Below are 24,328 nucleotides of genomic sequence, written 5' to 3' on the forward strand. Positions count from 1 at the left end.
ACAGGCCAGCGAACGGAATCGACGGCCTTCCGGTCTGCGAAGCGGGTTCCGCTCCACGGACACTTGCATCACCAAACCATTGCGACAGTTCTCAAACACCGATTCTTGATAACAAAATGCCCTAGAATCGGCGTCAATTGGAATTTTTCATCCGTCGAGGCCCGAAGTCGGTTGCAAAACCGGCCCTCAATCTGCATGGGGACCGTGGGGTCACTATGTCGCTCAAGAGCGGCGCTCGATTCGTGCGCGCTGCGCGGGCGAAGCGGGTTTTGCGACCCCTGACAAAATGACAGGATGGGTATTATCGATGGGATTTCCTAAGCCCCAGGGCCTTTATGATGCGCGAAATGAACATGACTCCTGCGGTGTGGGCTTCGTAGCCCATATCAAGGGTGAGAAATCGCACGCCATTATTACCCAGGCTCTGGAAATTCTGAAAAACATCGACCACCGCGGCGCCGTGGGGGCGGACCCGCTGCTGGGCGATGGTGCGGGCATTCTCACGCAGATTCCCGATCAGCTTTTCCGCAAGTGGGCCGAGGCCAATGGCCATGAGCTGCCGCAGCCGGGCGACTACGCCGTTGCGATGTGCTTCCTGCCCCGCGACGAAGCTTCGCGCGACTTCGTGGTCACGAAGTTCGAAAAGTTCATTGCCAAGGAAGGCCAGCGCCTCGTGGGCTGGCGCGACGTGCCGGTCACACTCGATGGCCTGGGCAAGGCCGTGCTCGAATCGATGCCGGTGGTGCGCCAGTGCGTGATCGCGCGCGACGGCGACTGCGCCGACCAGGACGCGTTCGAGCGCAAGCTGCTGGTGATCCGCAAGCAGACGCAGAACCCGCTGCACGAGCTTGCCGAGAAGAACGACATGCCCGGCCTGACCGAGCTCTACATGCCGAGCTTCTCGAGCCGCACGATCGTCTACAAGGGCCTGCTGCTGGCAACCCAGGTCGGCTCGTTCTACGACGATCTGCGCGATCCGGACTTCGTCTCGGCACTCGGCCTCGTGCACCAGCGCTTCTCGACCAACACCTTCCCGAGCTGGCGCCTCGCGCACCCCTACCGCTTCATGGCCCACAACGGTGAGATCAACACCGTGCGCGGCAACGTGAACTGGATGAACGCGCGCCGCCGCACCATGGAAAGCGACCTGCTGGGCGCGGACCTCGACAAGATGTGGCCGATCATCCCGCACGGCCAGTCGGACACCGCGTGCCTCGACAACGCCTTCGAACTGCTGCTTGCGGGCGGCTACTCGCTGGTCCACGCGATGATGATCCTCATCCCGGAAGCCTGGGCCGGCAACCCGCTGATGGACGCCAAGCGCCGCGCCTTCTACGAATACCACGCCGCGCTGATGGAGCCCTGGGACGGTCCGGCCGCCGTGGCCTTCACCGATGGTCGCCAGATCGGCGCCACCCTCGACCGCAACGGCCTGCGCCCCGCGCGCTTCCTTGTCACCGACGATGACCTGTGCGTCATGGCCTCGGAAAGCGGCGTCCTGCCGATCGCCGAGGAGCGCATCGTGCGCAAGTGGCGCCTCCAGCCCGGCCGCATGCTGCTGATCGACTTCGAGGAAGGTCGCATCATCGAGGACGAGGAAATCAAGTCCAAGCTCTCGGAGGAGGAACCCTACGAGAAGTGGCTCGACAAGGCGCAGTACAAGCTCGCCGACCTCGACGTGATCGAGCCCGAACTGGCCGAGATCCCCGCGCCCACCGGCACGCTGCTCGACCGCCAGCAGGCCTTCGGCTACACGCAGGAAGACACTCAGCGCTTCCTCGAGCCGATGGCCATGAACGGCGATGATCCGATCGGCTCGATGGGCACCGACACGCCGATCCCGGTCCTGTCGAACAAGGCCCGCCTGCTCTACGACTACTTCAAGCAGAACTTCGCGCAGGTCACCAACCCGCCGATCGACCCGATCCGCGAGGAACTGGTCATGAGCCTCGTCTCGATGATCGGTCCGCGCCCGAACCTGCTTGGCCACGATGCCGGGACCCACAAGCGTCTTGAAGTCAGCCAGCCGATCCTGACCGACAAGGGTCTGGCCAAGATCCGCTCGGTGGAAGCCGCCCTTGACGGCGCCTTCCGCACCGAGACCATCGACATGACCTGGGACGCTGCAAGCGGCGCTGCGGGCCTCGAGATGGCGATCAAGGAAATGTGCTGGGCGGCGACCGAAGCCGTGCTCGCGGACAAGAACATCCTGATCCTGTCCGACCGTGCGCAGGGCCCGGACCGGATCCCGATGCCTGCTCTGCTGGCGACCGCGGCGGTGCACCACCACCTCGTGCGTCAGGGCCTGCGCATGCAGACCGGCCTCGTCATCGAGACCGGTGAAGCCCGCGAAGTCCAGCACTTCTGCGCGCTGGCGGGTTATGGCGCGGAAGCGATCAACCCCTACCTCGCCTTCGAGACGATCGAGGAGATGCGGGTCCGCAAGAAGCTGCCGATCTCGGCCGACGATGCGGCCAAGAACTACGTCTATGCCGTGGGCAAGGGCATCCGCAAGGTGATGTCCAAGATGGGCATCTCGACCTACCAGTCGTACTGCGGCGCGCAGATCTTCGACGCGGTGGGCCTCTCGAGCGACTTCATCGAGACCTACTTCGCAGGCACCGCGACGACCATCGAAGGCGCTGGCCTTGCCGAAATCGCCGAAGAGACCGTGCGTCGCCACGCCGAGGCCTATGGCGACAACCCGATCTACGCGGGCATGCTCGACGTGGGCGGCATCTACGGCTCGCGCGTGCGCGGTGAAGACCACGCCTGGACCAGCGACAACATCGGCAACCTCCAGCACGCGGTGCGCGGCAACGTCCCCGCCAAGTACAAGGAGTTCGCCGAAAGCATCAACGATCAGTCGGCCCGCATGCTCACCATCCGCGGCCTGCTCGACTTCAAGGTGGCCGACACGGCCATCCCCATCGAGGAAGTCGAACCCGCGAGCGAGATCGTGAAGCGCTTCGCCACCGGCGCGATGAGCTACGGCTCGATCTCGTGGGAGGCGCACACCACGCTGGCGCTCGCCATGAACCGCATCGGCGGCAAGTCGAACACCGGTGAAGGCGGCGAGGATCCCAAGCGCTTCAAGCCGCTGGAAAACGGCGACACGATGCGTTCCTCGATCAAGCAGGTTGCCTCGGGCCGCTTCGGCGTCACCACCGAGTACCTCGTCAACGCCGACGACATCCAGATCAAGATGGCGCAGGGCGCAAAGCCCGGCGAAGGCGGCCAGCTGCCCGGCCACAAGGTCGACAAGGTGATCGGCAAGACCCGTCACTCGACCCCGGGCGTGGGCCTCATCTCGCCGCCGCCGCACCACGACATCTACTCGATCGAGGACCTTGCGCAGCTCATTCATGATCTCAAGAACGTGAACCCGACGAGCCGCGTTTCGGTCAAGCTCGTCTCCGAAGTGGGCGTGGGTACGGTTGCCGCGGGTGTCTCGAAGGCACGTGCGGACCACATCACCGTCTCGGGTTACGAGGGCGGCACCGGCGCTTCGCCGCTGACCTCGCTGACCCACGCGGGCTCCCCCTGGGAAATCGGCCTTGCCGAGACCCAGCAGACGCTGATCCTCAACAACCTGCGCAGCCGCGTCGCTGTCCAGGCGGACGGCGGCCTGCGTACGGGCCGTGACGTGGCGGTCGCCGCGCTTCTGGGCGCCGACGAGTTCGGCTTTGCAACGGCTCCGCTGATCGCGGCTGGCTGCATCATGATGCGCAAGTGCCACCTCAACACCTGCCCGGTCGGCGTTGCCACGCAGAACCCGGTTCTGCGCGCCCGCTTCACCGGCCAGCCCGAGCACGTGATCAACTACTTCTTCTTCGTCGCCGAGGAACTGCGCGCGATCATGGCGCAGCTTGGCTTCCGCACGGTCGCCGAGATGGTCGGCCGCGTCGACAAGCTCGACATGAAGAAGGCGATCACCCACTGGAAGGCCAAGGGCGTCGACCTTTCCCGCATCCTCTACCAGGCACCGCTGGGCGACAGCCCCTCGCTGAACTGGTCGGAGCGCCAGGACCACGGCCTCGAGAACGCGCTCGACAACGAGCTCATCGCGGCTGCGGCCCCTGCCCTGGAGAACGGCGAGGCCGTGCGCATCGAAAAGCCGGTGATCAACGTCAACCGTACCGTGGGCGCGATGCTCTCGGGTGAGGTGGCGCGTCGCTACGGCCATGAAGGCCTGCCCGACAACACCATCAACATCCAGCTGACCGGCGTTGCTGGCCAGAGCTTCGCGGCCTGGCTCGGCCACGGCGTGACGCTCGACCTCGTCGGCGATGCCAACGACTACGTCGGCAAGGGCCTGTCGGGTGGCCGCGTGATCGTGCGCCAGCCGGACAACGTGAAGCGCGTTCCCACCGAGAACATCATCGTCGGCAACACCGTGCTTTACGGCGCGGTCTCGGGCGAGGCGTTCTTCAACGGCGTGGGCGGCGAGCGTTTCGCGGTCCGCAACTCGGGCGCGATCGCGGTTGTCGAAGGCTGCGGCGATCACGGCTGTGAGTACATGACCGGCGGCGTGGTGATGGTGCTGGGCAAGACCGGACGCAACTTTGCAGCCGGCATGTCGGGCGGCATCGCCTACGTCTACGACGAGGAAGGCCGCTTCAAGGACCTCGCCAACACCGCCATGGTGGATCTCGAAAGCGTCTCGGCGACCCCGGACGAGGACGAGGGCACCGGCCGTCCGCAGCAGCGCACGGTCAGCGTCAATGACCTGGGCATGGGCGACATGCTGCGTCACGACGCCGAGCGCATCCGCGTCCTGCTGGAACGCCACAAGCTGCACACCGGCTCGAGCCGGGCCAGCGAACTCCTCGACAACTTCGAGGATGCGCTGGGCAAGTTCGTCAAGGTGATGCCGCGCGACTACGCCAAGGCGCTCAAGATGCTCGAAGCCGAGCGTCTCGAAGCCGCCACGGTCGCGGCGGAATAAGTTCGAAGGAATATAGAAGACATGGGCAAGGAAACCGGCTTTCTCGAGCTTGACCGCCAGGACCGTACGTACGGACCCGTCGACGAGCGTCTGAAGAACTACAAGGAGTTCGTGGTCCCCCTTTCGGCGGAAACGCTGAAGGGGCAGGCCTCGCGCTGCATGAACTGCGGCGTGCCGCACTGCCACACCGGCTGTCCGGTGAACAACATCATCCCCGACTGGAACCACCTGGTCTACGAGGACGACTTCCGCAACGCGCTGCAGGTCCTCCACTCGACCAACAACTTCCCCGAGTTCACCGGCCGCATCTGCCCCGCTCCGTGCGAGGCGGCCTGCACGCTGAATCTCATCGACGAGCCCGTCACGATCAAGTCGATCGAGTGCGCGATCGTCGACAAGGGCTGGTCGGAAGGCTGGATCACGCCGAAGATCCCCGAGGCGAAGACCGGCAAGTCGGTCGCGGTCGTGGGTTCGGGCCCGGCGGGCCTCGCCTGCGCGCAGCAGCTGGCGCGCGCGGGCCACTCGGTCACGGTGTTCGAGAAGAACGACCGCGTGGGCGGGCTGATGCGCTACGGCATCCCCGACTTCAAGATGGAGAAGCACCTCATCAACCGCCGCGCCGCGCAGATGGAGGCCGAAGGCGTGACCTTCCGCACCTCCACCGAAGTGGGCGTGAACGTCTCGGTGAGCTCGCTCAAGGACAACTACGACGCGATCGTCTTTGCAGGCGGCGCCGAGGATGCGCGCAAGCTGCAGATCCCGGGCGCCGAACTGCCCGGCGTGCGCCTCGCGATGGAGTTCCTCACCCAGCAGAACAAGCGCAATGCGGGCGATGATGAACTGCGCGCCGCGCCGCGCGGATCGCTCACCGCCACCGGCAAGAACGTCATCGTCATCGGCGGCGGCGACACCGGTTCGGACTGCGTGGGCACCTCCAACCGCCAGGGCGCCAAGTCGGTGACCCAGCTTGAGATCATGCCCAAGCCCCCGGTCCACGAGGACAAGGCCATGTCTTGGCCGTTCTGGCCCCTGAAGCTGCGCACCTCGACCAGCCACGAGGAAGGTGCCGACCGCGAGTGGGCCGTGCTGACCAAGCGCGTCGTGGGCGACAACGACGTCAAGGGCCTCGAATGCGTCCGCGTCGAGTGGAAGGACGGCAAGATGGTCGAGATCGAGGGCAGCGAGTTCACGCTCGAAGCCGATCTCATCCTTCTCGCCATGGGCTTCGTGGGCCCCAAGAAGGCCGGCATGCTCGACCAGGCCGCCGTCGAGCTCGACGCGCGCGGCAACGTCAAGGCCGACACCCAGGTCTACCAGACCTCGGACGAGCAGATCTGGGCCTGCGGCGACATGCGCCGTGGCCAGAGCCTCGTCGTCTGGGCCATCCGCGAAGGCCGCCAGTGCGCGCGCGCCGTCGACGAGGCCCTGATGGGCGCGAGCGAACTGCCGCGCTAAGAAAGGCCTACACGGCAACCGAGATACGAAGGGGCGTCCGCAAGGACGCCCCTTTTTTCATGGCCTTGCGAAGGCCCTGCGCGCGCACTCCAACGTAGTGGCATCTTGCCGCTTCCTGCCCGGCTCCCCCGCAAAGTCGCCTAGGTGCGCCTTGGCGCCCATTTCACCGTGCGCCGTTACCTCCTCTCTTCGCGGCAGCCCGGCCACGGGCCGCCTGCAAGGACGCGCGCCTGGATGCGCAGAAGGGATGGAGCGCAGCGGTGATCAAGGACCAGACCCGGAAGGCCGGACGCGGGCTCACCGCGCTCGTGGCGCTCGCCGTGCTGCTGACCGGCCTTGCCGTCTACATGATCCGCTTCGGCGGTCCGATCGAGCGCAAGCACGCCCTCCAGAACGAGATGCTGGCCGACATCCTGCCGCCGCCCGCCTTCGTCGTCGAACCCTACCTCCAGGTCACGCAGGCGACCGCCAACCCGGGTAATGCCCCGCTCGTCCTTGAAGAGCTGGCGCGTCTCGAAGGCGAATTCCGCGAACGCCAGGCCTATTGGCAGGAGAACGAGGTGCCCCCCGAAGTGCGCGACCAGCTGGCCCGCGTGATCCGGGTCGCGGACCACTTCTGGCGCATTGTCGACGGCAAGTTCGCCAAGGCCGCCAAGGGCCGCGACCGGGATGCCATGTACTGGATCCAGGTGCGCGAGCTCTCCCCCATCTACGACCGCCAGCGCCAGGAAGTGCTCAAACTCGTCGCCCTCTCGCGCGCCTTCACCACCGCCGAGATGCGCACCGACACCTGGATCACCGCCGCCTGCCTGCTGGCCAGCGCTCTCATCGCGTTGTTGCTGGCGGGCGCCATCCCCTACGCCGCCCGGCTGATCGACCGTAGGATCGTCACCCCGCTGGAGAACGCCAGCCGCAGCTTCGGCCACCTCGCCTCGGGCGACTTCGACATCGTCATTGACGGCACCGAGCGACGCGACGAGTTCGGCACGATGGCCCGCTCGATGGACGTCTTCCGCCGCGCCGGGATCGAGAAGGCCAGCGCGGACGAGGAACAGCGGCGCGTGGTCGAGAATGTCTCGGTCGGCCTTCACAAGCTTGCGGCCAAGGACCTCGAATACCGCATCACCGAACCTTTCCCGGAAAGCTACGAGGCGCTGCGCACGAACTTCAACGAGGCCGTGACCGCCCTGTGCAAGGCCATGGGCACCGTGCGCGTCGGAGCCTCCAGCGTGATGAACGCGATCTCGGAAATCCGCGCAGGGTCCGATGACCTCGCCCAGCGCAACCAGCAGCAGGCCGCGAGCCTGGAGGAAACCGCCGCAGCCATGGCGCAGGTGACCGACCGCATACGCGAATCGGCAGGCACCGCGGCCCAGGCCCAGGAGGCCATCACCACCGCCCACGACGAGGCCAGCGAAGGCGGCGAAGTGGTGCGCGCGGCGGTCTCCGCGATGTCCGCCATCGAGACGTCCGCGCGCGAGATCTCGACCATCATCGACCTCATCGATGGCATTGCCTTCCAGACCAATCTCCTTGCCCTCAACGCAGGGGTCGAAGCGGCGCGCGCGGGCGATGCGGGCAAGGGTTTCGCGGTCGTCGCCAACGAGGTGCGCGACCTCGCCCAGCGCTCCGCCGACGCCGCGCACCAGATCAAGGAGCTCATCACCAAGAGCAGCGCACAAGTGGAAGGCGGCGTCGAGCTGGTCGGCGAAACTGGCACCCGGCTCGAGGCGATCCTGGCTCAGGTGGGCGAACTGCGCAGCTTCATCGCGCAGATGGCCACTTCTGCGCGCCAGCAGGCCAGCGACCTCGACCAGGTCAACACCTCGGTCGGTGAAATGGACCGCATGACCCAGCAAAACGCGGCCATGGTCGAGGAAACCACCGCCGCGACCCGGAGCCTGGAAAGCGAGGCGCGCGGTCTCAGCGAACTCATGTCGGGTTTCCGCACCCGTATGCGCGAGGCGCGCCCCGAGATCGCAGGACAGGGCGAGCCCTTGCGGCGGACCAGCGCGGTCGCCTGAACCTCCAGAAAGGAAAAAAGAGAAATCCGAGGACCATCGCCCTCGGGCTCCCCGAAATGTCGAGCTCACCTTTGTCGCGCCGCCTTGGCCGAGAAGGGTGAGCTCGCCCGTTCGGGGGTCAAGGGGCGATCGCCCCTTGTATAGGACGTCCTGCTTACTCCGCGTGCGCCTTCACGGTATCGGGCGCCGTATTCACCTCTTCGGCGTCGGTCGCGGTCTCGCTCGTGATCGGCACCGCGTTCACGTCGCTGTCGAGTTCTTCGCAAGCCTTGCGCACGCCCGCCGCGTAGTCGGGGTGGACCTTCTCCAGGACCGCGAACCAGCGTTCCTTCACGCCCTTCGAGCACGGCCCCATGGCCTGCGCGTAGTTGGTGTAGAGGCGCTGCTTCTGTTCGTCGGTGAACATCTCATAGAGCGCGCGCGGCTGCGTGAAGTCGTCCATTTCCTGCGGGTTGCCATAGCGATCCATGTCCCCGTCGATACGCAGCGGCGGCTCCTGCGCGCCCGCATCGGCAACCGGGCCTTCGTACTGGTTCGGCTCGTAGTAGGCGTCCGGGTTGCCGAAGTCGTTGGTGAAGAAGCGCATCGCGCCGTCCTTGTGATAGTGATTCACCTTGGCGGCCTTGGCCGCGTTGGCGGGCAGCGCTTCGTAGTGTGTGCCCAGGCGATAGCGGTGCGCATCGGCATAGGAGAACACGCGCGCCTGCAGCATCTTGTCGGGCGAGAACGAGATACCCGGCACGATGTTCGAAGGGCTGAACGCCGCGTTCTCGACCATCTGGAAGTAGTTGTCCGGGTTCTTGTTCATCTCCAGGACGCCCACCTCGATCAGCGGGTAATCGCCGTGGGGCCAGACCTTGGTGAGGTCGAAGGGGTTGTAGGGCGTCTTGAGCGCGTCCTCCTCGGGCATGACCTGGATGTAGAGCGTCCACTTGGGGTACTCGCCCTTTTCGACCGCGTTATAGAGGTCCTCCTGGTAGGATTCGCGCGTCTTGCCGATCAGCTTCTCGGCCTCGGCGTTGGTGTAGAACTCGTGGCCCTGCTGGGTCTTGAAGTGGAACTTTACCCAGAAGCGCTCACCGGCCGCATTCCACATCGAGAAGGTGTGGCTGCCATAGCCGTTCATGTGCATCGGGTTCTTGGGGATGCCGCGGTCCGACATCAGGATTGTGACCTGGTGCACGCTCTCGGGCTGGGCGGCCCAGAAGTCGAACATCGCCTCGGGGCTGCGCAGGTTGGTGCGCGGGTGGCGCTTTTGCGTGTGGATGAAGTCGGGGAACTTGTAGGCATCGCGCACGAAGAAGACGGGCGTGTTGTTGCCCACCATGTCCCAGTTGCCTTCCTCGGTGTAGAACTTGAGGGAGAAACCGCGTACGTCGCGCTCGGCATCCGCCGCGCCCGCTTCACCCGCGACGGTCGACCAGCGCGAGAGCACCTCGGTCTCCTTGCCCACCTCGGAGAACATCTTGGCGCAGGTGTACTTCGTGATGTCCTTGGTTACCGTGAAAGTGCCCTGCAGGCCCCAGCCCTTGGCGTGGACGGTGCGCTCGGGAATACGCTCGCGGTTCTGGTGGGCGAGCTTTTCCAGGAGCTGGTAGTCCTGCATCAGCACCGGCCCGCGCGTGCCCGCGGTCAGCGAGTTCTCATTGGAGGGAACAGGGGCACCGGCGCTGGTGGTCAGGGTGGGCTTGTCGGCCATGGATGGGTCCTCTCGGCGATTGGGGGTTCACCAAGAGAATGCGTCAGGCGCGCAAGTGGTTGCCACAGGGCTTGCGATCAGCCTGATCGGCTGCGTCAATCAGACGCAGCCCCAATCGATCGGCTGGCGGCCGTTTTCTTCCAGAAAGGCGTTGGTACGGCTGAAATGCCCGCATCCCAGGAACCCGCGGTGCGCCGAGAGCGGACTGGGATGCGGCGCCTGCAGGATGAGGTGCTGGCTTTGCATGAGACCCGGCACCCGCTGCGCCTTCTTCTGCGCATGCGAGCCCCAAAGGAGGAACACGCACGGCTCGCGGCGCGCCGCAACGGCCGCCACGGCGGCATCGGTGATCGCCTCCCAGCCCCGCTTCTGGTGCGAACCGGCCTGCCCCGCCTCGACCGTCAGCGCGTTGTTGAGGAGCAGCACGCCCTGGCGGGCCCAGCCTTCCAGGTTGCCGTGCCCGGGCGCCGTCACGCCGCAGTCGCTGGCCAGTTCCTTGTAGATATTGACCAGCGAGGGGGGCACACGCACGCCCTTCTGCACCGAAAAGGCCAGCCCGTGCGCCTGTCCCGGCCCGTGATAGGGGTCCTGCCCCAGGATCACGACCTTGACCGCATCGAGCGGGGTCAGTTCCAGCGCGCGCAGGCGGCTGCCGCGCGGGGGATAGACGGTCTTGCCGCTATCTTCCTCGGCGCGCAGCCAGGCACCCAGGCGGCGGGCCTCAGGGGCTTCCAGAACCGGGGCAAGCGCGGTGCGCCAGCTTTCCGGCAGCGCCTCGGCGCCCTCAGCACCGGCGTGGCTTTCCGATCCGCTCATCGCAAATTTCCTCCGCGCCCGGCAACAAGGTGGGCTTGCGCCCATTGCGCAACCGACCGGCAATCCCTAAGCACTTTCGCATCATGGCTGTCTATCTCCACGAAGAAGATCTCCCCGAGGGCGTCCTGGCGCCGGGGCCCGTTGCCGTCGACACCGAGACGATGGGACTCATCACCCGCCGCGACCGCCTGTGCGTGGTCCAGATTTCCGATGGCGGAGGCGATGAGCATCTCGTCCGCTTCGCACCGGGCAGCGACTATGCCGCGCCCAATCTGAAGGCGGTGCTGGCGGACCCTGCGCGTCTCAAGCTCTACCACTTCGCGCGCTTCGACCTCGCCGCGATGGAGCACTACATGGGCGTGATGGCCGCGCCTGTGTTCTGCACCAAGATCGCAAGCAAGCTGGTGCGCACCTACACCGACCGCCACGGCCTCAAGGACCTGGTGCGCGAACTTCTCGGCAAGGAAGTGTCCAAGCAGCAGCAGTCGAGCGATTGGGGCGCACCGGACCTGTCCGACCCGCAGAAGGAATACGCGGCCTCGGACGTGCGCCACCTCCACGCGATGCACACCATCCTGGTCGAGCGCCTCGCCCGCGAAGGCCGTACCGAGATGGCCCAGGCCTGCTTCGATTTCCTTCCCGCCCGCGCGCGTCTCGACCTCGCCGGGTGGCCCGACCACGACATTTTCAGCCACCAAGCGGCCTGACGCTGCAGGAACCACGCGCCCATGTCTGAGGAAGCCAGACAGATCCGCAACCGCCGCCGGCACCTGGCCGCGCCCGGCGGCTCGCACGACCGCCTGGTGGGTTTCCTGATAAAGGCCCTGCCCGCCGCGATCGGTGTGGTTGCGGCGGTGATGATCCTCGTCCCGCTCAGCCCGCGCGGCGAAGTCAGCTTCCTGCTTGATCGCAACAAGGTCGAGGTCACTGAAAACCGCCTCTCGGTCGACGACGCCGCCTACAGCGGCAAGGACGACCGGGGGCGCGCCTTCACCGTCACGGCAGGCACGGCCGTTCAGGAAAGCGCGGCCACCCCGATTGTCGAGATGTTCGACCTTGCCGCGCAGCTTGCACTCAGCGACGGGCCCGGCAAGATCGTCGCCCCACGCGGGCGCTACAACTACGACGAGGACCTGCTCGACGTCGATGGCCCTGTCGATTTCGCCGCGAGCGATGGCTACCACATGACCGCGAACAACGTCTCGGTCGATATCGCATCCAAGCTCGCCCATGGCTCGGGCGGTGTCGAAGGCCGGGTGCCCAGCGGCACCTTCAAGGCCGAGACCATGCAGGCCGACCTCGAAGCGCGCACCGTAACCCTTGAAGGCAATGCCAAGCTGCGGATGACCCCCGGCAGCAAGCTGGAGATACCCCAATGACGTCCGTTCGCCTGCCCTCCCTTGCGCTGCGTTCGGCCCTTGCCCTCGCGATCCTGGCAACAGGCGGCCTTGTTGCCTCCCAGCGGATCGGGGCGCAGGCCCTCGAAGGCCACAACACCGACGCACCGGTCGATTTCTCGGCCGACAAGATCGAACTTCAGGACCGCGAGGACCGCGTCGTGCTCACCGGCAATGTCGACATTCGCCAGGCCGGCCTGACGCTGAAGGCCGCTCGCACCGTGGTCAACTTCACCAACGCCGAGCGCCTCGAGGTCCAGCGCATCACCGCAACCGGCGGCGTGCGCGTGACCCGGCGCGACGAAGTCGCCACCGGCGACGTTGCCGTCTACGACTTCAACAAGCGCATCATCACCATGGTCGGCAACGCCTCGCTCAAGCGCGGCAGCACCGACACGCTGCGCGGCGGTCGTTTCGTGGTCGATCTCAAGACCGGCGTCTCCTCGGCCTCGGGCGGACGCGTCAAGGGCACCTTCAACGTGCCCACCTCGTCCAACTGATCCTGACCAAAACCCTGGCCGACACGGCCACGAAAAAGCCCGCCGGGTCACTTCGACCGGGCGGGCTTTTTCGTGCCTGGCTTGGCTCACCGCGCGCTCAGAACGCGCGGTCGTGGACCAGCACGCGCAAGGTGAGGAAGATGATCTGCACATCGCGCATGATCGTCCAGCCTTCGAGGTATTCCAGGTCCGACTGCAGGCGGTTGACGAGATCCGATTCCTTGTCGGTCGCGCCGCGATAGCCACGCACCTGCGCAAGGCCCGACAGGCCCGGCTTGAGGCTGTGCCGCTGCCAGTAGCGCAGGTCCACCTCCCAGAACAGCTTGTCGCCCGCCAGCGATCCCGTGGCGTGCGGGCGCGGGCCAACGAGGCTCATGTCGCCCAGCAGCACGTTGAAGAGCTGGGGCAACTCGTCGATGCTGGTCTTGCGGATGAACTTGCCGACCGGCGTGATGCGCTGGTCGTTCTTCGAGGCCGACTGGTTGCCATCGGCATCGCACAAGGCCTCGGTCATCGAACGAAACTTGTACATGTTGAAGAAGCGGTTGCCGCGCCCCATGCGCCGCTGAACGAAGAGCACCGAGCCCCCGTCATAGAACTTCACGGCCAGCGCAATCACGATCAGAAGCGGCGAGAGCGCAAGGATGGCGCTGCCCGCGAAGGCGAGGTCGAACATGCGCTTGATCGCCCGCTCGCGCAGCCCCAGCGGCCCTGCCGAAACCAAGAGCAGACCATGCTGGCCCGAGACGCGGGCCCCCTGCGCGCCGAGACGCACAACGACATCGTCAAGCACTTCACCATCGACGTTCGCACCCTTGAGCATCATCGCCCATTCCGCGCGGCGGCCGACCGGACAGCTTACAATCACGCGGTCGATATTGCGCAGCACCAGACCGAAACGGTCAAGCGCATCGGGATCCTTGAGATCGGGACGCAGCCCCATTGCGGTGGCTGAAACGCGAATGGCCCCGGGGAAATCGACCTTGGGACCGCCATCGTCGATGACCAGTTCATTGAGCACCTGGGTGCCGCAGCGCCAGCGGACCAGGGCCCGCATCTGGCGACGCGAAATGGCCATCAGGATCATCGCCGTGACCGAACCAAGGACAAAGGCGAGACGGGGCAGTTCGCCGGAGGGACGGATAAGGAACTGCACGAAGACCGCGACAGCCACCGAAAGCGTCATCGCCATCATCGTGCGGGCCACCCCAGACCAGGCGTTGCGCAGGGTGGTGAGCGAATAGCTGCCGTTATAGAGGGCCAGTGTCAGGAAGATGGGAAGGACCAGCTGTCCATAAACGAGCGCCCGCGCGAAGCCGACCTGGCCATGAATCGCCCAGCCGATCACCGCAAAACCGATCGCGATCGCCAGCATGTCGCCGAGCATGATGCCCAGATAACACTGCAAACGCCGCCGCACGAGAGCTGGCGCAACGGGGCTAACCCCTTGCTCCGGCGAAATATTGAGCATGGCACGTGGCGCGAACGGCGCATTCATGGATTCGGCACTCCCGACAGCCAGCTTCACCTTGCCCTGCCCCCCTGCGTTAGTTCGAAGACGGTAATGCTGCAGCGCAATACGTATAGTCCCCATGAACCCCAAGTAGCAATCGAAAAACCTTAGACGGTTCTGCTTACGCGTTGTTTTGTAGATCCTATCGCCATTCGGGCAATTCGCACGAGACCATCGGCCAACAAGAGCTCTGAATCCTGACTATTGGACAAGAGATTCTGGTGCAGTGCAACAAGACGCGACACGAGACGGTCGAGACGCGGGCCGCGCCAGACCCGCAATTGCTGCGCCAGGGCCGGTTTGTCTTTCCAGAATACGCGGCGCGCCTTTGCCTCGGATTCGAGCAGGGCACCGACATCGCCGTTCGCCCCCAGTTGCGCGTTGAGCGCGGCGAGCTGGGCCACACGCCGCTCCAACGCCAGCAACAGACCCACCGGATTGATCTGCAGATCGTGCATTCGCTTGAGTTCAGAGGCGAGCAGCTCGCGCTTGCCGCCCAGAATCGTGTCGACGAGCGGACCGAAGGCATCGTCCTCGGTCGAGGCCCCGATCGCATCGAGGGCCTCCATCGTCACTGCCTGCGGAGCCTCGGGCACGGCATCGAGATAGAGCGCCAGCTTTTCGACCTCGGAGCGCGCAAGGCGTGTGTCGAGCCCCGCCGCGCGCGCAATGCGCTGGGCAACTTCACTCCCCATCTTGAGCCCCGCCCCGTTGGCCAGCATACGCACCGTGGCGGTCACGGAGGCAAGATCGGGCGGATAGAACATGCCCACCAGCGCATCGCCGCGCCCGGAAAGCAGCTTGGCCGTGCGCGACTTGTCGGTCGCGCCGGTCGCCACGATCAGGACCGGGCAGCCCTCGACCTCGTTCTCGAGGAGGGTCTTGACCGCATCGTGCGCCTCGTCGCCCTGCGCACGCACGTAGATATGGCGGGTGCCCCCGAACAGCGAGGTCGAGCGGGCCTCATCGCCCAGGCGCACCGGATCGCGGCGCAGTTCCGCCCCGCTCATCTCGATGCGCTCGCCCGGATCGTCGAGAAGCGAGACGATCTTCGCGGCCGCATCGCTCGCGCCCGATTCGTCCGGCCCGCACAGGAAGAACAGCCGAGCCTCGCGCGCGACTCGGGCCGCAACCGAGGCGAAGTCCTTCTGGGTGGCCTTCACGGGACCTTAGGGACGTGCATCGTCGCGCAGACGCAGCGCGAGATTGGTCACGATACGGTCGGCGACGTCCTTGGCCAGGTTCTCCAGCGCGCGCTGTTCCGCGGCGATGGTGGCGTAGTCGGAGGAGACCACGTCGATACCGGCATCCGAGCCCGCCGTCGCGTCGACGACGATCTCGTCGCTGGCCGTGTCGACAAGCTGGAAGCGCGCGCGCAGGGTGCGCCGTTCGCGCCCGATGGTGTCATCGGAAAGGAGACCGAAGCCTTCGAGCTGGTCATCAAGGCGCACATCGAGCCGGTAGCGCGGCGTGGTGCCAGCGGGCGGCTCGCCCATCTTGTCGATCAGCGCGTTGCGCACGAGCCAGCCCGCGCGCCCCTCGATCGCGGCGACCTGGATGTCGGAGAGGCCGCGCGCGACCTCGCCGCTGCCACCGCCCGCGTACATCGGCGAGAGGCCACATCCAGCCAGCGGAACGGCCAGCGCAAGCGCGGCCGCAAAGGCGCGAAGGGACCTCACGCGACGATATTGACCAGACGATCGGGCACGACGATTACCTTGCGAATTTCAGCGCCATCAATCGCACGCTGGACCTTCTCGCTGGCCAGCGCAAGCGCCTCGAGGTCTTCCTTCGACGCGCCCTTGGCAACCGTTAGCGTGTCACGCAGCTTGCCCTTGACCTGGACCGCGATGGTCACCTCGTCCTCGACCAGCAGCGCCGGGTCGACTTCGGGCCACAGCGCCTCGGCGACGAGACCCTTGCCAAAGGTGGCGTAGGCTTCTTCCGCCAGGTGCGGCATCATTGGCGCGATGAGCAGCAGCAATTCGCGGATCGCGGTGGAGCGGCTTGCCGAAGGCTTGGCCTTCTCGACCGCGCCGGTCAGCTCGTAGATGCGCGCAACGGCCTTGTTGAAGCCCAGCGATTCGATGTCCTCGGCCACCGCCGCAATCGTCTGGTGCAACTTGCGGTCGAGCGCCTTGTCCTCACCCTCAGCCGAAGCATCGAACTGCGCAAAGAGCCTCCACAGGCGCTGCACGAAGCGCGCACAGCCCTCGATTCCGGCTTCCGACCAGGGCAGGTCGCGCTCGGGCGGGCTGTCGGACAGCATGAACCAGCGGATCGCGTCCGCGCCGTAGGTCGCGACGATCTCATCGGGATCGACCACGTTCTTCTTCGACTTGGACATCTTGATGACCTTGCCGACCTCGATCGCCGAACCGTCGGCCTTCAAGGTGGCGCCATCGGCCGTGCGCGTGATCTCGGAGGGCGCAAAGAAGACATCGCGTCCGCCTTCCTTGCGCGAGTAGACCTCGTGCGTGACCATGCCTTGCGTGAACAGGCTCGCAAACGGCTCCTTCACGTCGACAAGGCCGATGCGGGCCAGCGCGCGAGTCCAGAAGCGGGCGTAGAGCAAGTGCAGGATCGCGTGCTCGATGCCGCCGATGTACTGTTCGACCGGCAGCCACTTGGCGATGGCCTCCTTGTCGAAAGGCTTGTCGCCGGGCTGGCTGGCAAAGCGCAGGAAGTACCACGAGCTGTCGGCAAAGGTGTCGAGCGTGTCGGTCTCACGGCGCGCGGCATGGCCGCACTGCGGGCAGTCGACGTGCTTCCAGGTCGGGTGCCGTTCAAGCGGATTGCCGGGCGTCTGGAAATCGACGTCCTCGGGGAGCGTGACGGGCAGGTGCTTCTTGGGCACCGGCACCACGCCGCAGACCTCACAGTGGATGAAGGGAATGGGGGTGCCCCAATAGCGCTGGCGCGAAATGCCCCAGTCGCGCAGGCGCCACACCGTCTTGCCTTCACCCCAGCCGCCGTCCTGAGCGCGGCGGATGACTTCGGCCTTGGCCTCGGCCACGCTCATGCCGTTCAGGAAATCAGAGTGGACGAGCACGCCATCTCCGGCTTCCGCCTCGCCTGCGAAGGGTGCGTCGGCATCTTCGGCCTTGGCCGCGACGACGCGCAGGATGGGGAGCTCGTACTTGGTCGCGAACTCGAAGTCGCGCTGGTCGTGGCCCGGAACCGCCATGACCGCGCCGGTGCCGTAATCCATCAGCACGAAGTTGGCGATGAAGACTGGGAGGTCTGCGCCGGTGAAGGGGTGCTTCGCGGTAATGCCCGTATCGAAGCCCAGCTTTTCGGCGGTTTCGAGTTCGGCTGCGGTGGTGCCGCCGCGCTTGCACTCGGCAATGAACTCCTGCGCCTCGGCACTGTCCTTCGCCACACCCTGCGCAATCGGGTGATCGGCGGCGACGGCCACGAAGCTCGCGCCGAAGATTGTATCGGGGCGGGTCGAGTAGACTTCGACGCTGCCACCATCCGAAAGGTCGAAGCTAAACTGCAGGCCTTGGCTCTTGCCGATCCAGTTTTCCTGCATCGTGCGGACCTTTTCAGGCCACTTGTCGAGGCTGCCCAGCCCTTCGAGCAGTTCGTCGGCAAAGTCGGTGATCTTGAGGAACCACTGGTTCAGCTTGCGCTTCTCGACCAGCGCGCCCGAGCGCCAGCCGCGCCCGTCGATGACCTGCTCGTTGGCGAGCACGGTCATGTCGACCGGATCCCAGTTCACCGCCGATTCCTTGCGGTAGACAAGGCCATGCGCGTACATGTCGAGGAACAGCGCCTGCTCGTGGCCGTAGTAGTCGGGCTCGCAGGTGGCGAGTTCGCGCGACCAGTCGAGCGCGAAGCCCAGACGCTTCAACTGCGCCTTCATGTTGGCGATGTTGTCGCGCGTCCAGCCGCCCGGATGGACGCCCTTTTCCATCGCCGCGTTCTCGGCCGGCATGCCGAAGGCGTCCCAGCCCATCGGGTGGAGCACCTCATGCCCGCGCATGCGCTTGTAGCGCGCAAGGACGTCGCCCATCGTGTAGTTGCGCACGTGACCGATATGGATGCGGCCCGAAGGATAGGGGAACATCTCCAGGACGTAGCTGCGCGGCTTCGTCGAGGTGTCGTCCGCCTTGAAGCACTGGGCTTCGTCCCACGCTGCCTGCCAGCGGACATCCGCCTGCGCCGGGTCGAACCGCTCGGTCATTTCAGTCTGGTCTCCTGCAAGGACCCTTGCGGCCCTTGCGTTCTTTCATGGTGGAGGTCCCCACGCAGGGGACCTTTCGAAATTCGGGTTGGGTCGGCGTAAGGGCCGGATCAGCCGCCGACCGAATCGCGGCGCAGGTCGCGCGCACGGGTCAGGATCACGTTTTCCAGCTTCTGGACGGTCGCGGCCTGGACCGGAGCCCCCACCCAGGCGTCGCCTTCGCGGACCTGGCGGGCGGCCGAGACGCGCAGCGCATCGGCGCGCAGGTCCTGATCGAGGATGGTGACCGAAACCTTCACGCGCTCGCTCGGCTTGTCCGGGTTCACGTACCAGTCGGTGATGATCACGCCGCCATTGCTGTCGGACTGGACCAGCGGCATGAACGAGAGCGCATCGAGGCTCGCGCGCCACAGGTAGCTGTTCACGCCAATGGTGGTGACATGCGAGGGCGCCAGCGCGCCCGACACGTCATTCTTCTTGCCGCCACAGCCGGCCAGCGCGAGGGCCGCGACCACGCATACCGCGGCGGTCATCCTCTTGCGCGGGGCGAAAAGGCCGAATTCAGTGCTGCCTGTCATTTTACTTCCCGGTTCCTGGTCTGTGTCGGCAGGGATCGGCCCAGAGGTTGGCCCTGCGGTCCCCGACATGTTGCATTGCCTCTATAACCGCCATTGCCTCGGAGCAAGAGCGCCCTTGCCTTTGATGCTCCCGCAAACGGGACAGCCCAGGCCGTGCGCGGGCTTGGATCTGGCGCCCTGTAGAGCCGCTGGCAGGTAAACCCGCGATGAATGGTGGCCTGTCCTCCACCCCGGCCTCCCTCTTGAGCCACGCCGGTGCGATCCCCATTTTCCCTTCCGGCTCAGACTGTGTTAAGAAGAATCGTGCAAGACCAAGACGCCATGATCCTGGCCAGTGCGCTGGCCACCTCAAGGGAGTGCTTCGACGTGACCGCCCAGACCCCTGCCCTCCCGACAGAAGCCCCGGCCGCTTCGCGCGGTGGTGTGCGGGCAGGCGCCCTGCTGGCAGGATCGGTCGGTCTGCTCGCGCTGCCCAGCGCGGTCATGGCGTTTTCCGCGTCGTTCCATGGCGAGGATCCGCAAGGCGAAAGCCTGGGTTCGCTCGAATCGCAGGCCTCGGGCGAAACGCTCTCGCGCGCCGTCGCCATGCGCTCGCTCGCCAAGGGCGGCGAATTCGCCTTCACCCCGGCCGGCACCCCGCATCGCCCCGAACGCTCTGTGCTGGTGGTCGTGCGCGACGATCCGGTCGCGGCCAAGGCGATCATCGTGCGCGGACGCTATCAAGCGCCCAAGGCGGAGAGCCCGCGCACAGCCGCCAACCCGCAGATCGCTGCCAGCTCGTTCAGCCTGGGCATGTCGCGCGGGTACCAGAACTTTGCGCAGGACCTCGTGAAGCCTTCGGAGAAGCGCTCCGTGGCCGCCCTCCCCGACCTTCAGTCCTACAGCCTGTCGCCGGGCACCAAGGAGGAAAAGGAATCGCGCTTCACCCCCCGCATCTCGATCGACGAAAAGCGTGCGGCGGGGCGCGCTCCGCGCACCTTCGCGGGGATCGAGGGCGAAGTGGATCTGGGCGGCGCCTACCGCGTGGCCAAGAACCTCAACGTGACGGCGGGCGTGCGCTATTCGCAGGACCGTGAACGCCTGCAGCCGCTCACCGATGGCCGTCAGGACAGCCAGGCGGTCTATGTCGGAACCCAGTTCAGCTTCTGACACTATTGCTAAATTGTTGAAATGTGGCCGCCAGGTGCCTGTAATTCGCAGGCACGCAAGCGCAGTTGCACTTGTCGCACCCTTAATTCGCCAGGGCGAATGCAAATATCGCCACACTGAGCTTGCCGCATTCATATTCCTTTCTTAGCAATGTGCTTAGTGGATGCACACGAAAGCGAAAGGCTGAATATGGCACGCGTTGCGATTGTTACTGGCGGCACCCGCGGTATCGGAGAGGCTATTTCCCTGGCTCTGCAGGACAGGGGCCACAAGGTTGTTGCGAGCTACGCAGGCAACGATGAAAAGGCCAAGGCCTTTACCGACAAAACGGGTATTCCCGCCTACAAGTGGGACGTGGGCGACCACGAAGCGACGCTCGAAGGCGTGGCCAAGGTCGCCGAGGAAGTCGGTCCGGTCGACATCGTCGTCAACAACGCGGGTATCACCCGCGACGGCGTGCTCCACAAGATGAGCTTCGAGGACTGGAACGAGGTGATGCGCATCAACCTCGGCGGGTGCTTCAACATGGCCAAGGCCACCTTCCCCGGCATGCGCGAGCGCAAGTGGGGCCGCATCGTCAACATCGGCTCGATCAACGGCCAGGCTGGCCAGTACGGCCAGGTCAACTACGCCGCGGCCAAGTCGGGCATCCACGGCTTCACCAAGGCGCTGGCCCAGGAAGGCGCCAAGTACGGCGTCACCGTCAACGCGATTGCGCCGGGCTACATCGACACCGACATGGTCGCGGCCGTGCCCGCGCCGGTGCTGGAAAAGATCGTCGCCAAGATCCCGGTCGGCCGCCTCGGCCACGCCTACGAGATCGCCCGCGGCGTCGCTTTCCTGTGCTCGGAAAACGCCGAGTTCGTGACCGGCTCGACGCTGTCGATCAACGGCGGCCAGCACATGTACTAAGACACCAGGACGGGCGACCTCACCTTTCTCGGCCAAGGCGGCGTGCGAAAGGTGAGGTAGACGGGGTGGGGAGCCCGAGGGCGATGGCCCTCGGAAACCCTCTCTTTCCAACCTGGCTTCAAGACATCCAGTAGCCGACCACCTTCCAACGTCCGCCTTCCGGGCTGAGCGAGACAGTCTCGATGACGTTCGCCTTGTTGGCGAACTCGCTCTGGAACTTGACGACCTTGAGCCCGCTCGGCGGGCCGGGCACGGCTTCTTCGCCCAGCAGGCGCCGGGTGACGACCTCGCCAAGCGGCGGGCGCACCTGCGCAGCCAGGCTTGCCCAGCGCGCGGCCGTATTCTGGGCCTGAAAGGCCTCTCCGGTTTCGGCCCAGCTTTTCTGCCATTCTCCCTCGTCGACAAGGCGCAGCCAGGCACGCGCCGAAGCGACCGACGCGCTCTCCACGCCTTGAGCCTCGGGTACGGACGGGGGCGAAGCGGACGGGCTCTGCATCAGGAGAGCGGCAACGAGGGCAAGCGACATGACAAGGACTCCGCCGAGCGCCCAGACCAGAAGGAGCCGGGTCTTCGAAGCGCGTTTCGGCTCCCCCCGATCTGCCGTGCGATCCGGGTAGAGCGCAGCCCCCATTTCCGTGTCCCCTTGCAATTTGGGGGTCGAGTTCGCGCCCAGCCCTTCCTCGCGATCCAGGAGCAGACGGGCCGCTTCCCGGCTGCTCGAAACCGCCATCTTGCGCCGCGCGTTGCGCAGGCGCTCGTGGATGGTGTGGACCGACAGTTCAAAGTGGCGCGCCAGAGACTTGGCGTCATGCCCGCGCGCCATCAGCCGCAGCGTTTCCTTCTCTCGCTCCGTGAGGGCCGCGTAGCCGTCCTGAAGGTCCCCTTCTGCCATGATCCCATCCATCTCCACGCGTCCGCGCAATCACTTGCCCCGCAAAGCCTAGAGAGCGTCCCGCAGGCGCGGCACCCCAAAAAAATCGTAGGCGGCCCGGGGGCGAGCCCCTATTGCATGGGGATGGTCTCCCCCTTTCACCCACCCGTCAAACGCTCGGTGGAAATCGCCGGACACAAGACCTCGATCAGCCTGGAACCGGTGTTCTGGGACGCGCTGGTCTCGGCCGCCGAGGAAGAGCGCGTGCCGATCAACGCGCTTGTCGCGCGCATCGACCTCGAACGCGCACAGGCCGAAGTGCCACCTGGCCTTGCGAGTGCGATCCGGGTCTGGTTGATGCTGCGCTTTGCTGGCTCGGTGACCCCGCTTGAAGAGTGAGGAGACTAGGGATTTATCCGAGGGCCATCGCCCTCGGGCTCCCCGAACTGTCCAGCTCACCTTCCCCGCGCACCCTTGGCTGAGAAGGGTGAGATCGCCCGTTCTGGGGTCAAGGGGCGATGCCCCCTTGAATTCGGCTTTGCTTCTCTTTGCGTCTTCCGACGCCCCAACGGGAAAGGGGCGGACAGCCTTTCGGCTCCGCCCCTCGGGTACGCTGCATCAGGGACATGCACGTGTAATCAGTAGTTGGCGACCGCGTCGCTGGCCGGGAAGGTCTCGTCGAGCGCTTCGTCGGTCTTGGACCACGACTTGGGCGTGGTTTCCATGTTCGCCGCACCTGCATCCCGGACCTTGGGCGTGTCGCCCTTGTCCTTCTGCGTGTACTTGTAGAACGCGTAGCCTGCCGCACCGAGCGCGGCCATTCGCATAAGGCCCATTGTCCAATCTCCTCTCAGGCGCCCTTGCGGGCGTTTGATGGGAAAATGCACAAGGGGCCCGTGCGGTTCCTCAATCGGCGCCGATACGTTCGATCTGTGCGCCGAGCAGTGCCAGTTTCTCTTCCAGACGCTCGTAGCCGCGGTCGAGGTGGTAGAGGCGGTGCACCTGTGTCTCGCCCTCGGCGGCGAGCCCGGCGATGACAAGACTCATTGAGGCGCGCAGGTCCGTCGCCATGACCTCGGCGCCGGTCAGCGTCTCGACGCCATGGACGATGGCGGTGCGGCCCTTTGTCTCGATATGCGCGCTCATGCGGTTGAGCTCTGGCACGTGCATGTAGCGGTTCTCGAAGATCGTCTCGGTCAGAACGCTGGAGCCTTCCGCCTTGCACAGGAGTGCCATGAGCTGCGCCTGCATGTCGGTGGCAAAGCCCGGGAACGGCGCGGTCGAGAGCGTGACCGGACGCAAGGGGCCATTGGCCGCAACATAGAGGCCGTCCTCGCGCGGCTCGACGAGCACGCCTGCATCGCGCAGCGCCTGCACGGTTGCTTCCATGTCCTCGATCCGCGCGCCCTTGAGAAGAACCTCGCCGCCCGTGATCGCCGCAGCGCAGGCATAGGACCCCGCCTCGATGCGGTCAGGCATGACCATGTAGGTCGCCCCGTGCAGGCGCGGCACGCCATGGATGGTGAGATCCGAAGTGCCAATGCCCTCGATCCGGGCACCCATGGCGGTCAGCAGGTTGCACAGGTCGACGATCTCCGGCTCGCGCGCGGCGTTGTGGAGCGTCGACTTGCCCTTGCACAGGACCGCGGCCATCAGCGCGTTCTCGGTCGCACCGACCGAGACCACGGGGAACGAGAAGCGTCCGCCGGGAAGGCCGCCATCGGGCGCAATCGCCTTCACGTAGCCCGCCGCCATCTCGATCTGCGCGCCCAGCGCCTCGAGCGCCTTCAAATGCAGGTCGATCGGGCGGTTGCCGATGGCGCAGCCGCCGGGCAGCGAGACAGTCGCCTCGCCCATGCGCGCCAGCATCGGACCCAGCACCAGAATCGAGGCGCGCATCTTGCGCACCAGATCGTAGGGCGCGACCGTGCTGGTGATGCGGGTCGCCTGCAGGGTCATCACCCGGCCGAAGTCCTCCGGCCGCGAGCCCGCGATGGCCGTTGAGATGCCGAACTGGTTCATCAGGTGCTGGAAGCCGTCGATGTCCGCAAGACGCGGCAGATTGCGCAGCGTCAGCGGCTCCTCGGTCAGGAGCGCGCAGGGCAGCAGCGTGAGCGCTGCGTTCTTTGCGCCGGAAACGGGAATAGTGCCGGAAAGGCGTTTGCCGCCTTGAATAACGATCTTGTCCATCCCCACCCATTTAGCGTGATTTGGCGCGCCAGCAAGCGCGCAACCATTGGCAAGCTAATGTGTTTGTGGAATGGCTTGGTTGCACTG

The 24,328-nt window shown here is 65.6% G+C and carries 19 protein-coding genes; 9 read left to right on the forward strand and 10 right to left on the reverse strand.

Annotation, left to right across the window (positions count from 1 at the left end):
* The first annotated feature begins 307 nt into the window (after positions 1-307).
* From gltB to LC060_RS17755, 3 genes are all read left to right on the forward strand, one after another.
* A complete protein-coding gene (gene gltB / locus LC060_RS17745) occupies positions 308-4,948 on the forward strand; it encodes a glutamate synthase large subunit (protein WP_226637969.1) in 4,641 nt (1,546 codons plus the stop codon).
* A gap of 21 nt (positions 4,949-4,969) precedes the next feature.
* A complete protein-coding gene (locus LC060_RS17750; protein ID WP_226637971.1) occupies positions 4,970-6,403 on the forward strand; it encodes a glutamate synthase subunit beta in 1,434 nt (477 codons plus the stop codon).
* A 260-nt stretch (positions 6,404-6,663) separates the two neighbouring features.
* Positions 6,664-8,427, forward strand: a complete 1,764-nt coding sequence (locus LC060_RS17755; RefSeq protein ID WP_226637973.1) for a methyl-accepting chemotaxis protein — start codon at positions 6,664-6,666, stop codon at positions 8,425-8,427.
* Positions 8,428-8,581: 154 nt separating this feature from the next.
* On the opposite strand, the gene LC060_RS17760 is transcribed toward LC060_RS17755, so the two are convergent.
* Together LC060_RS17760 and ung are read right to left on the reverse strand one after the other, a co-directional pair.
* Positions 8,582-10,126, reverse strand: coding sequence for a catalase (locus LC060_RS17760; RefSeq protein ID WP_226637975.1), 1,545 nt, complete (start codon positions 10,124-10,126; stop codon positions 8,582-8,584).
* Positions 10,127-10,225: 99 nt separating this feature from the next.
* Entirely contained in the window at positions 10,226-10,942 is a 717-nt protein-coding gene (gene ung, locus LC060_RS17765; protein ID WP_226637977.1) for a uracil-DNA glycosylase, read from the reverse strand.
* 83 nt (positions 10,943-11,025) lie between these two features.
* On the opposite strand from ung, the gene LC060_RS17770 reads away from it, so the two are divergent.
* Genes LC060_RS17770 through LC060_RS17780 form a run of 3 tightly spaced genes read left to right on the forward strand, consistent with a single transcriptional unit; the run spans position 11,026 to position 12,839 of the window.
* A complete protein-coding gene (locus LC060_RS17770; RefSeq protein WP_213499809.1) occupies positions 11,026-11,649 on the forward strand; it encodes a ribonuclease D in 624 nt (207 codons plus the stop codon).
* Between the two features lie 21 nt (positions 11,650-11,670).
* Positions 11,671-12,321, forward strand: coding sequence for an LPS export ABC transporter periplasmic protein LptC (locus tag LC060_RS17775; RefSeq protein ID WP_226637979.1), 651 nt, complete (start codon positions 11,671-11,673; stop codon positions 12,319-12,321).
* Positions 12,318-12,839 (forward strand): LptA/OstA family protein, encoded by a 522-nt coding sequence (locus LC060_RS17780; protein ID WP_226637981.1) that lies wholly within the window; start codon positions 12,318-12,320, stop codon positions 12,837-12,839. The genes LC060_RS17775 and LC060_RS17780 overlap by 4 nt, the downstream gene beginning before the upstream one ends.
* A 97-nt stretch (positions 12,840-12,936) precedes the next feature.
* On the opposite strand, the gene LC060_RS17785 is transcribed toward LC060_RS17780, so the two are convergent.
* The 5 genes from LC060_RS17785 to LC060_RS17805 all read right to left on the reverse strand — a co-directional run bounded on the left by LC060_RS17785 (position 12,937) and on the right by LC060_RS17805 (position 19,119).
* Entirely contained in the window at positions 12,937-14,337 is a 1,401-nt protein-coding gene (locus LC060_RS17785) for a sugar transferase (protein WP_226637983.1), read from the reverse strand.
* Between the two features lie 122 nt (positions 14,338-14,459).
* On the reverse strand, positions 14,460-15,515 hold the full coding sequence (holA, locus tag LC060_RS17790) for a DNA polymerase III subunit delta (protein WP_226637985.1): 1,056 nt from the start codon (positions 15,513-15,515) through the stop codon (positions 14,460-14,462).
* A gap of 6 nt (positions 15,516-15,521) precedes the next feature.
* Positions 15,522-16,031 carry an LPS assembly lipoprotein LptE gene (gene lptE, locus LC060_RS17795; RefSeq protein WP_039390055.1) on the reverse strand — a complete coding sequence of 170 codons (510 nt, stop codon included), beginning with the start codon at positions 16,029-16,031 and terminating at the stop codon, positions 15,522-15,524.
* A complete protein-coding gene (leuS, locus tag LC060_RS17800) occupies positions 16,028-18,541 on the reverse strand; it encodes a leucine--tRNA ligase (RefSeq protein ID WP_226637987.1) in 2,514 nt (837 codons plus the stop codon). Before leuS ends, lptE begins: the two co-directional genes overlap by 4 nt.
* Positions 18,542-18,651: 110 nt before the next feature.
* Complete coding sequence (locus tag LC060_RS17805; protein ID WP_226637988.1) at positions 18,652-19,119, reverse strand: DUF3576 domain-containing protein; 468 nt, start codon at positions 19,117-19,119, stop codon at positions 18,652-18,654.
* A gap of 303 nt (positions 19,120-19,422) precedes the next feature.
* Here LC060_RS17805 and LC060_RS17810 point away from each other — a divergent pair, with 303 nt between their 5' ends.
* Together LC060_RS17810 and phbB are read left to right on the forward strand one after the other, a co-directional pair.
* Entirely contained in the window at positions 19,423-20,268 is an 846-nt protein-coding gene (locus LC060_RS17810; protein WP_226637990.1) for a hypothetical protein, read from the forward strand.
* Positions 20,269-20,457: 189 nt separating this feature from the next.
* The gene (phbB, locus tag LC060_RS17815; RefSeq protein WP_226637992.1) at positions 20,458-21,180 is read left to right on the forward strand and encodes an acetoacetyl-CoA reductase; all 723 of its coding nucleotides are present in this window, start codon (positions 20,458-20,460) and stop codon (positions 21,178-21,180) included.
* A 118-nt stretch (positions 21,181-21,298) separates the two neighbouring features.
* Here the strand turns inward: phbB and LC060_RS17820 are convergent, their stop codons facing one another.
* Positions 21,299-22,072: a helix-turn-helix domain-containing protein gene (locus LC060_RS17820; protein ID WP_226637994.1), complete on the reverse strand. Its 774-nt coding sequence runs from the start codon at positions 22,070-22,072 to the stop codon at positions 21,299-21,301.
* Between the two features lie 123 nt (positions 22,073-22,195).
* Between LC060_RS17820 and LC060_RS17825 the strand changes: the two genes are divergently transcribed.
* Complete coding sequence (locus tag LC060_RS17825) at positions 22,196-22,450, forward strand: ribbon-helix-helix domain-containing protein (RefSeq protein WP_226638238.1); 255 nt, start codon at positions 22,196-22,198, stop codon at positions 22,448-22,450.
* Between the two features lie 239 nt (positions 22,451-22,689).
* Here LC060_RS17825 and LC060_RS17830 read toward each other — a convergent pair whose 3' ends face one another.
* Both LC060_RS17830 and murA read right to left on the reverse strand, forming a co-directional pair.
* Positions 22,690-22,887, reverse strand: coding sequence for a hypothetical protein (locus LC060_RS17830; protein ID WP_226637996.1), 198 nt, complete (start codon positions 22,885-22,887; stop codon positions 22,690-22,692).
* 70 nt (positions 22,888-22,957) lie between these two features.
* Positions 22,958-24,241, reverse strand: coding sequence for a UDP-N-acetylglucosamine 1-carboxyvinyltransferase (gene murA, locus LC060_RS17835; RefSeq protein WP_226637998.1), 1,284 nt, complete (start codon positions 24,239-24,241; stop codon positions 22,958-22,960).
* Positions 24,242-24,328 lie beyond the last annotated feature (87 nt).

Source organism: Novosphingobium profundi, assembly GCF_020524485.1.
Taxonomy (GTDB): domain Bacteria; phylum Pseudomonadota; class Alphaproteobacteria; order Sphingomonadales; family Sphingomonadaceae; genus Novosphingobium; species Novosphingobium profundi_A.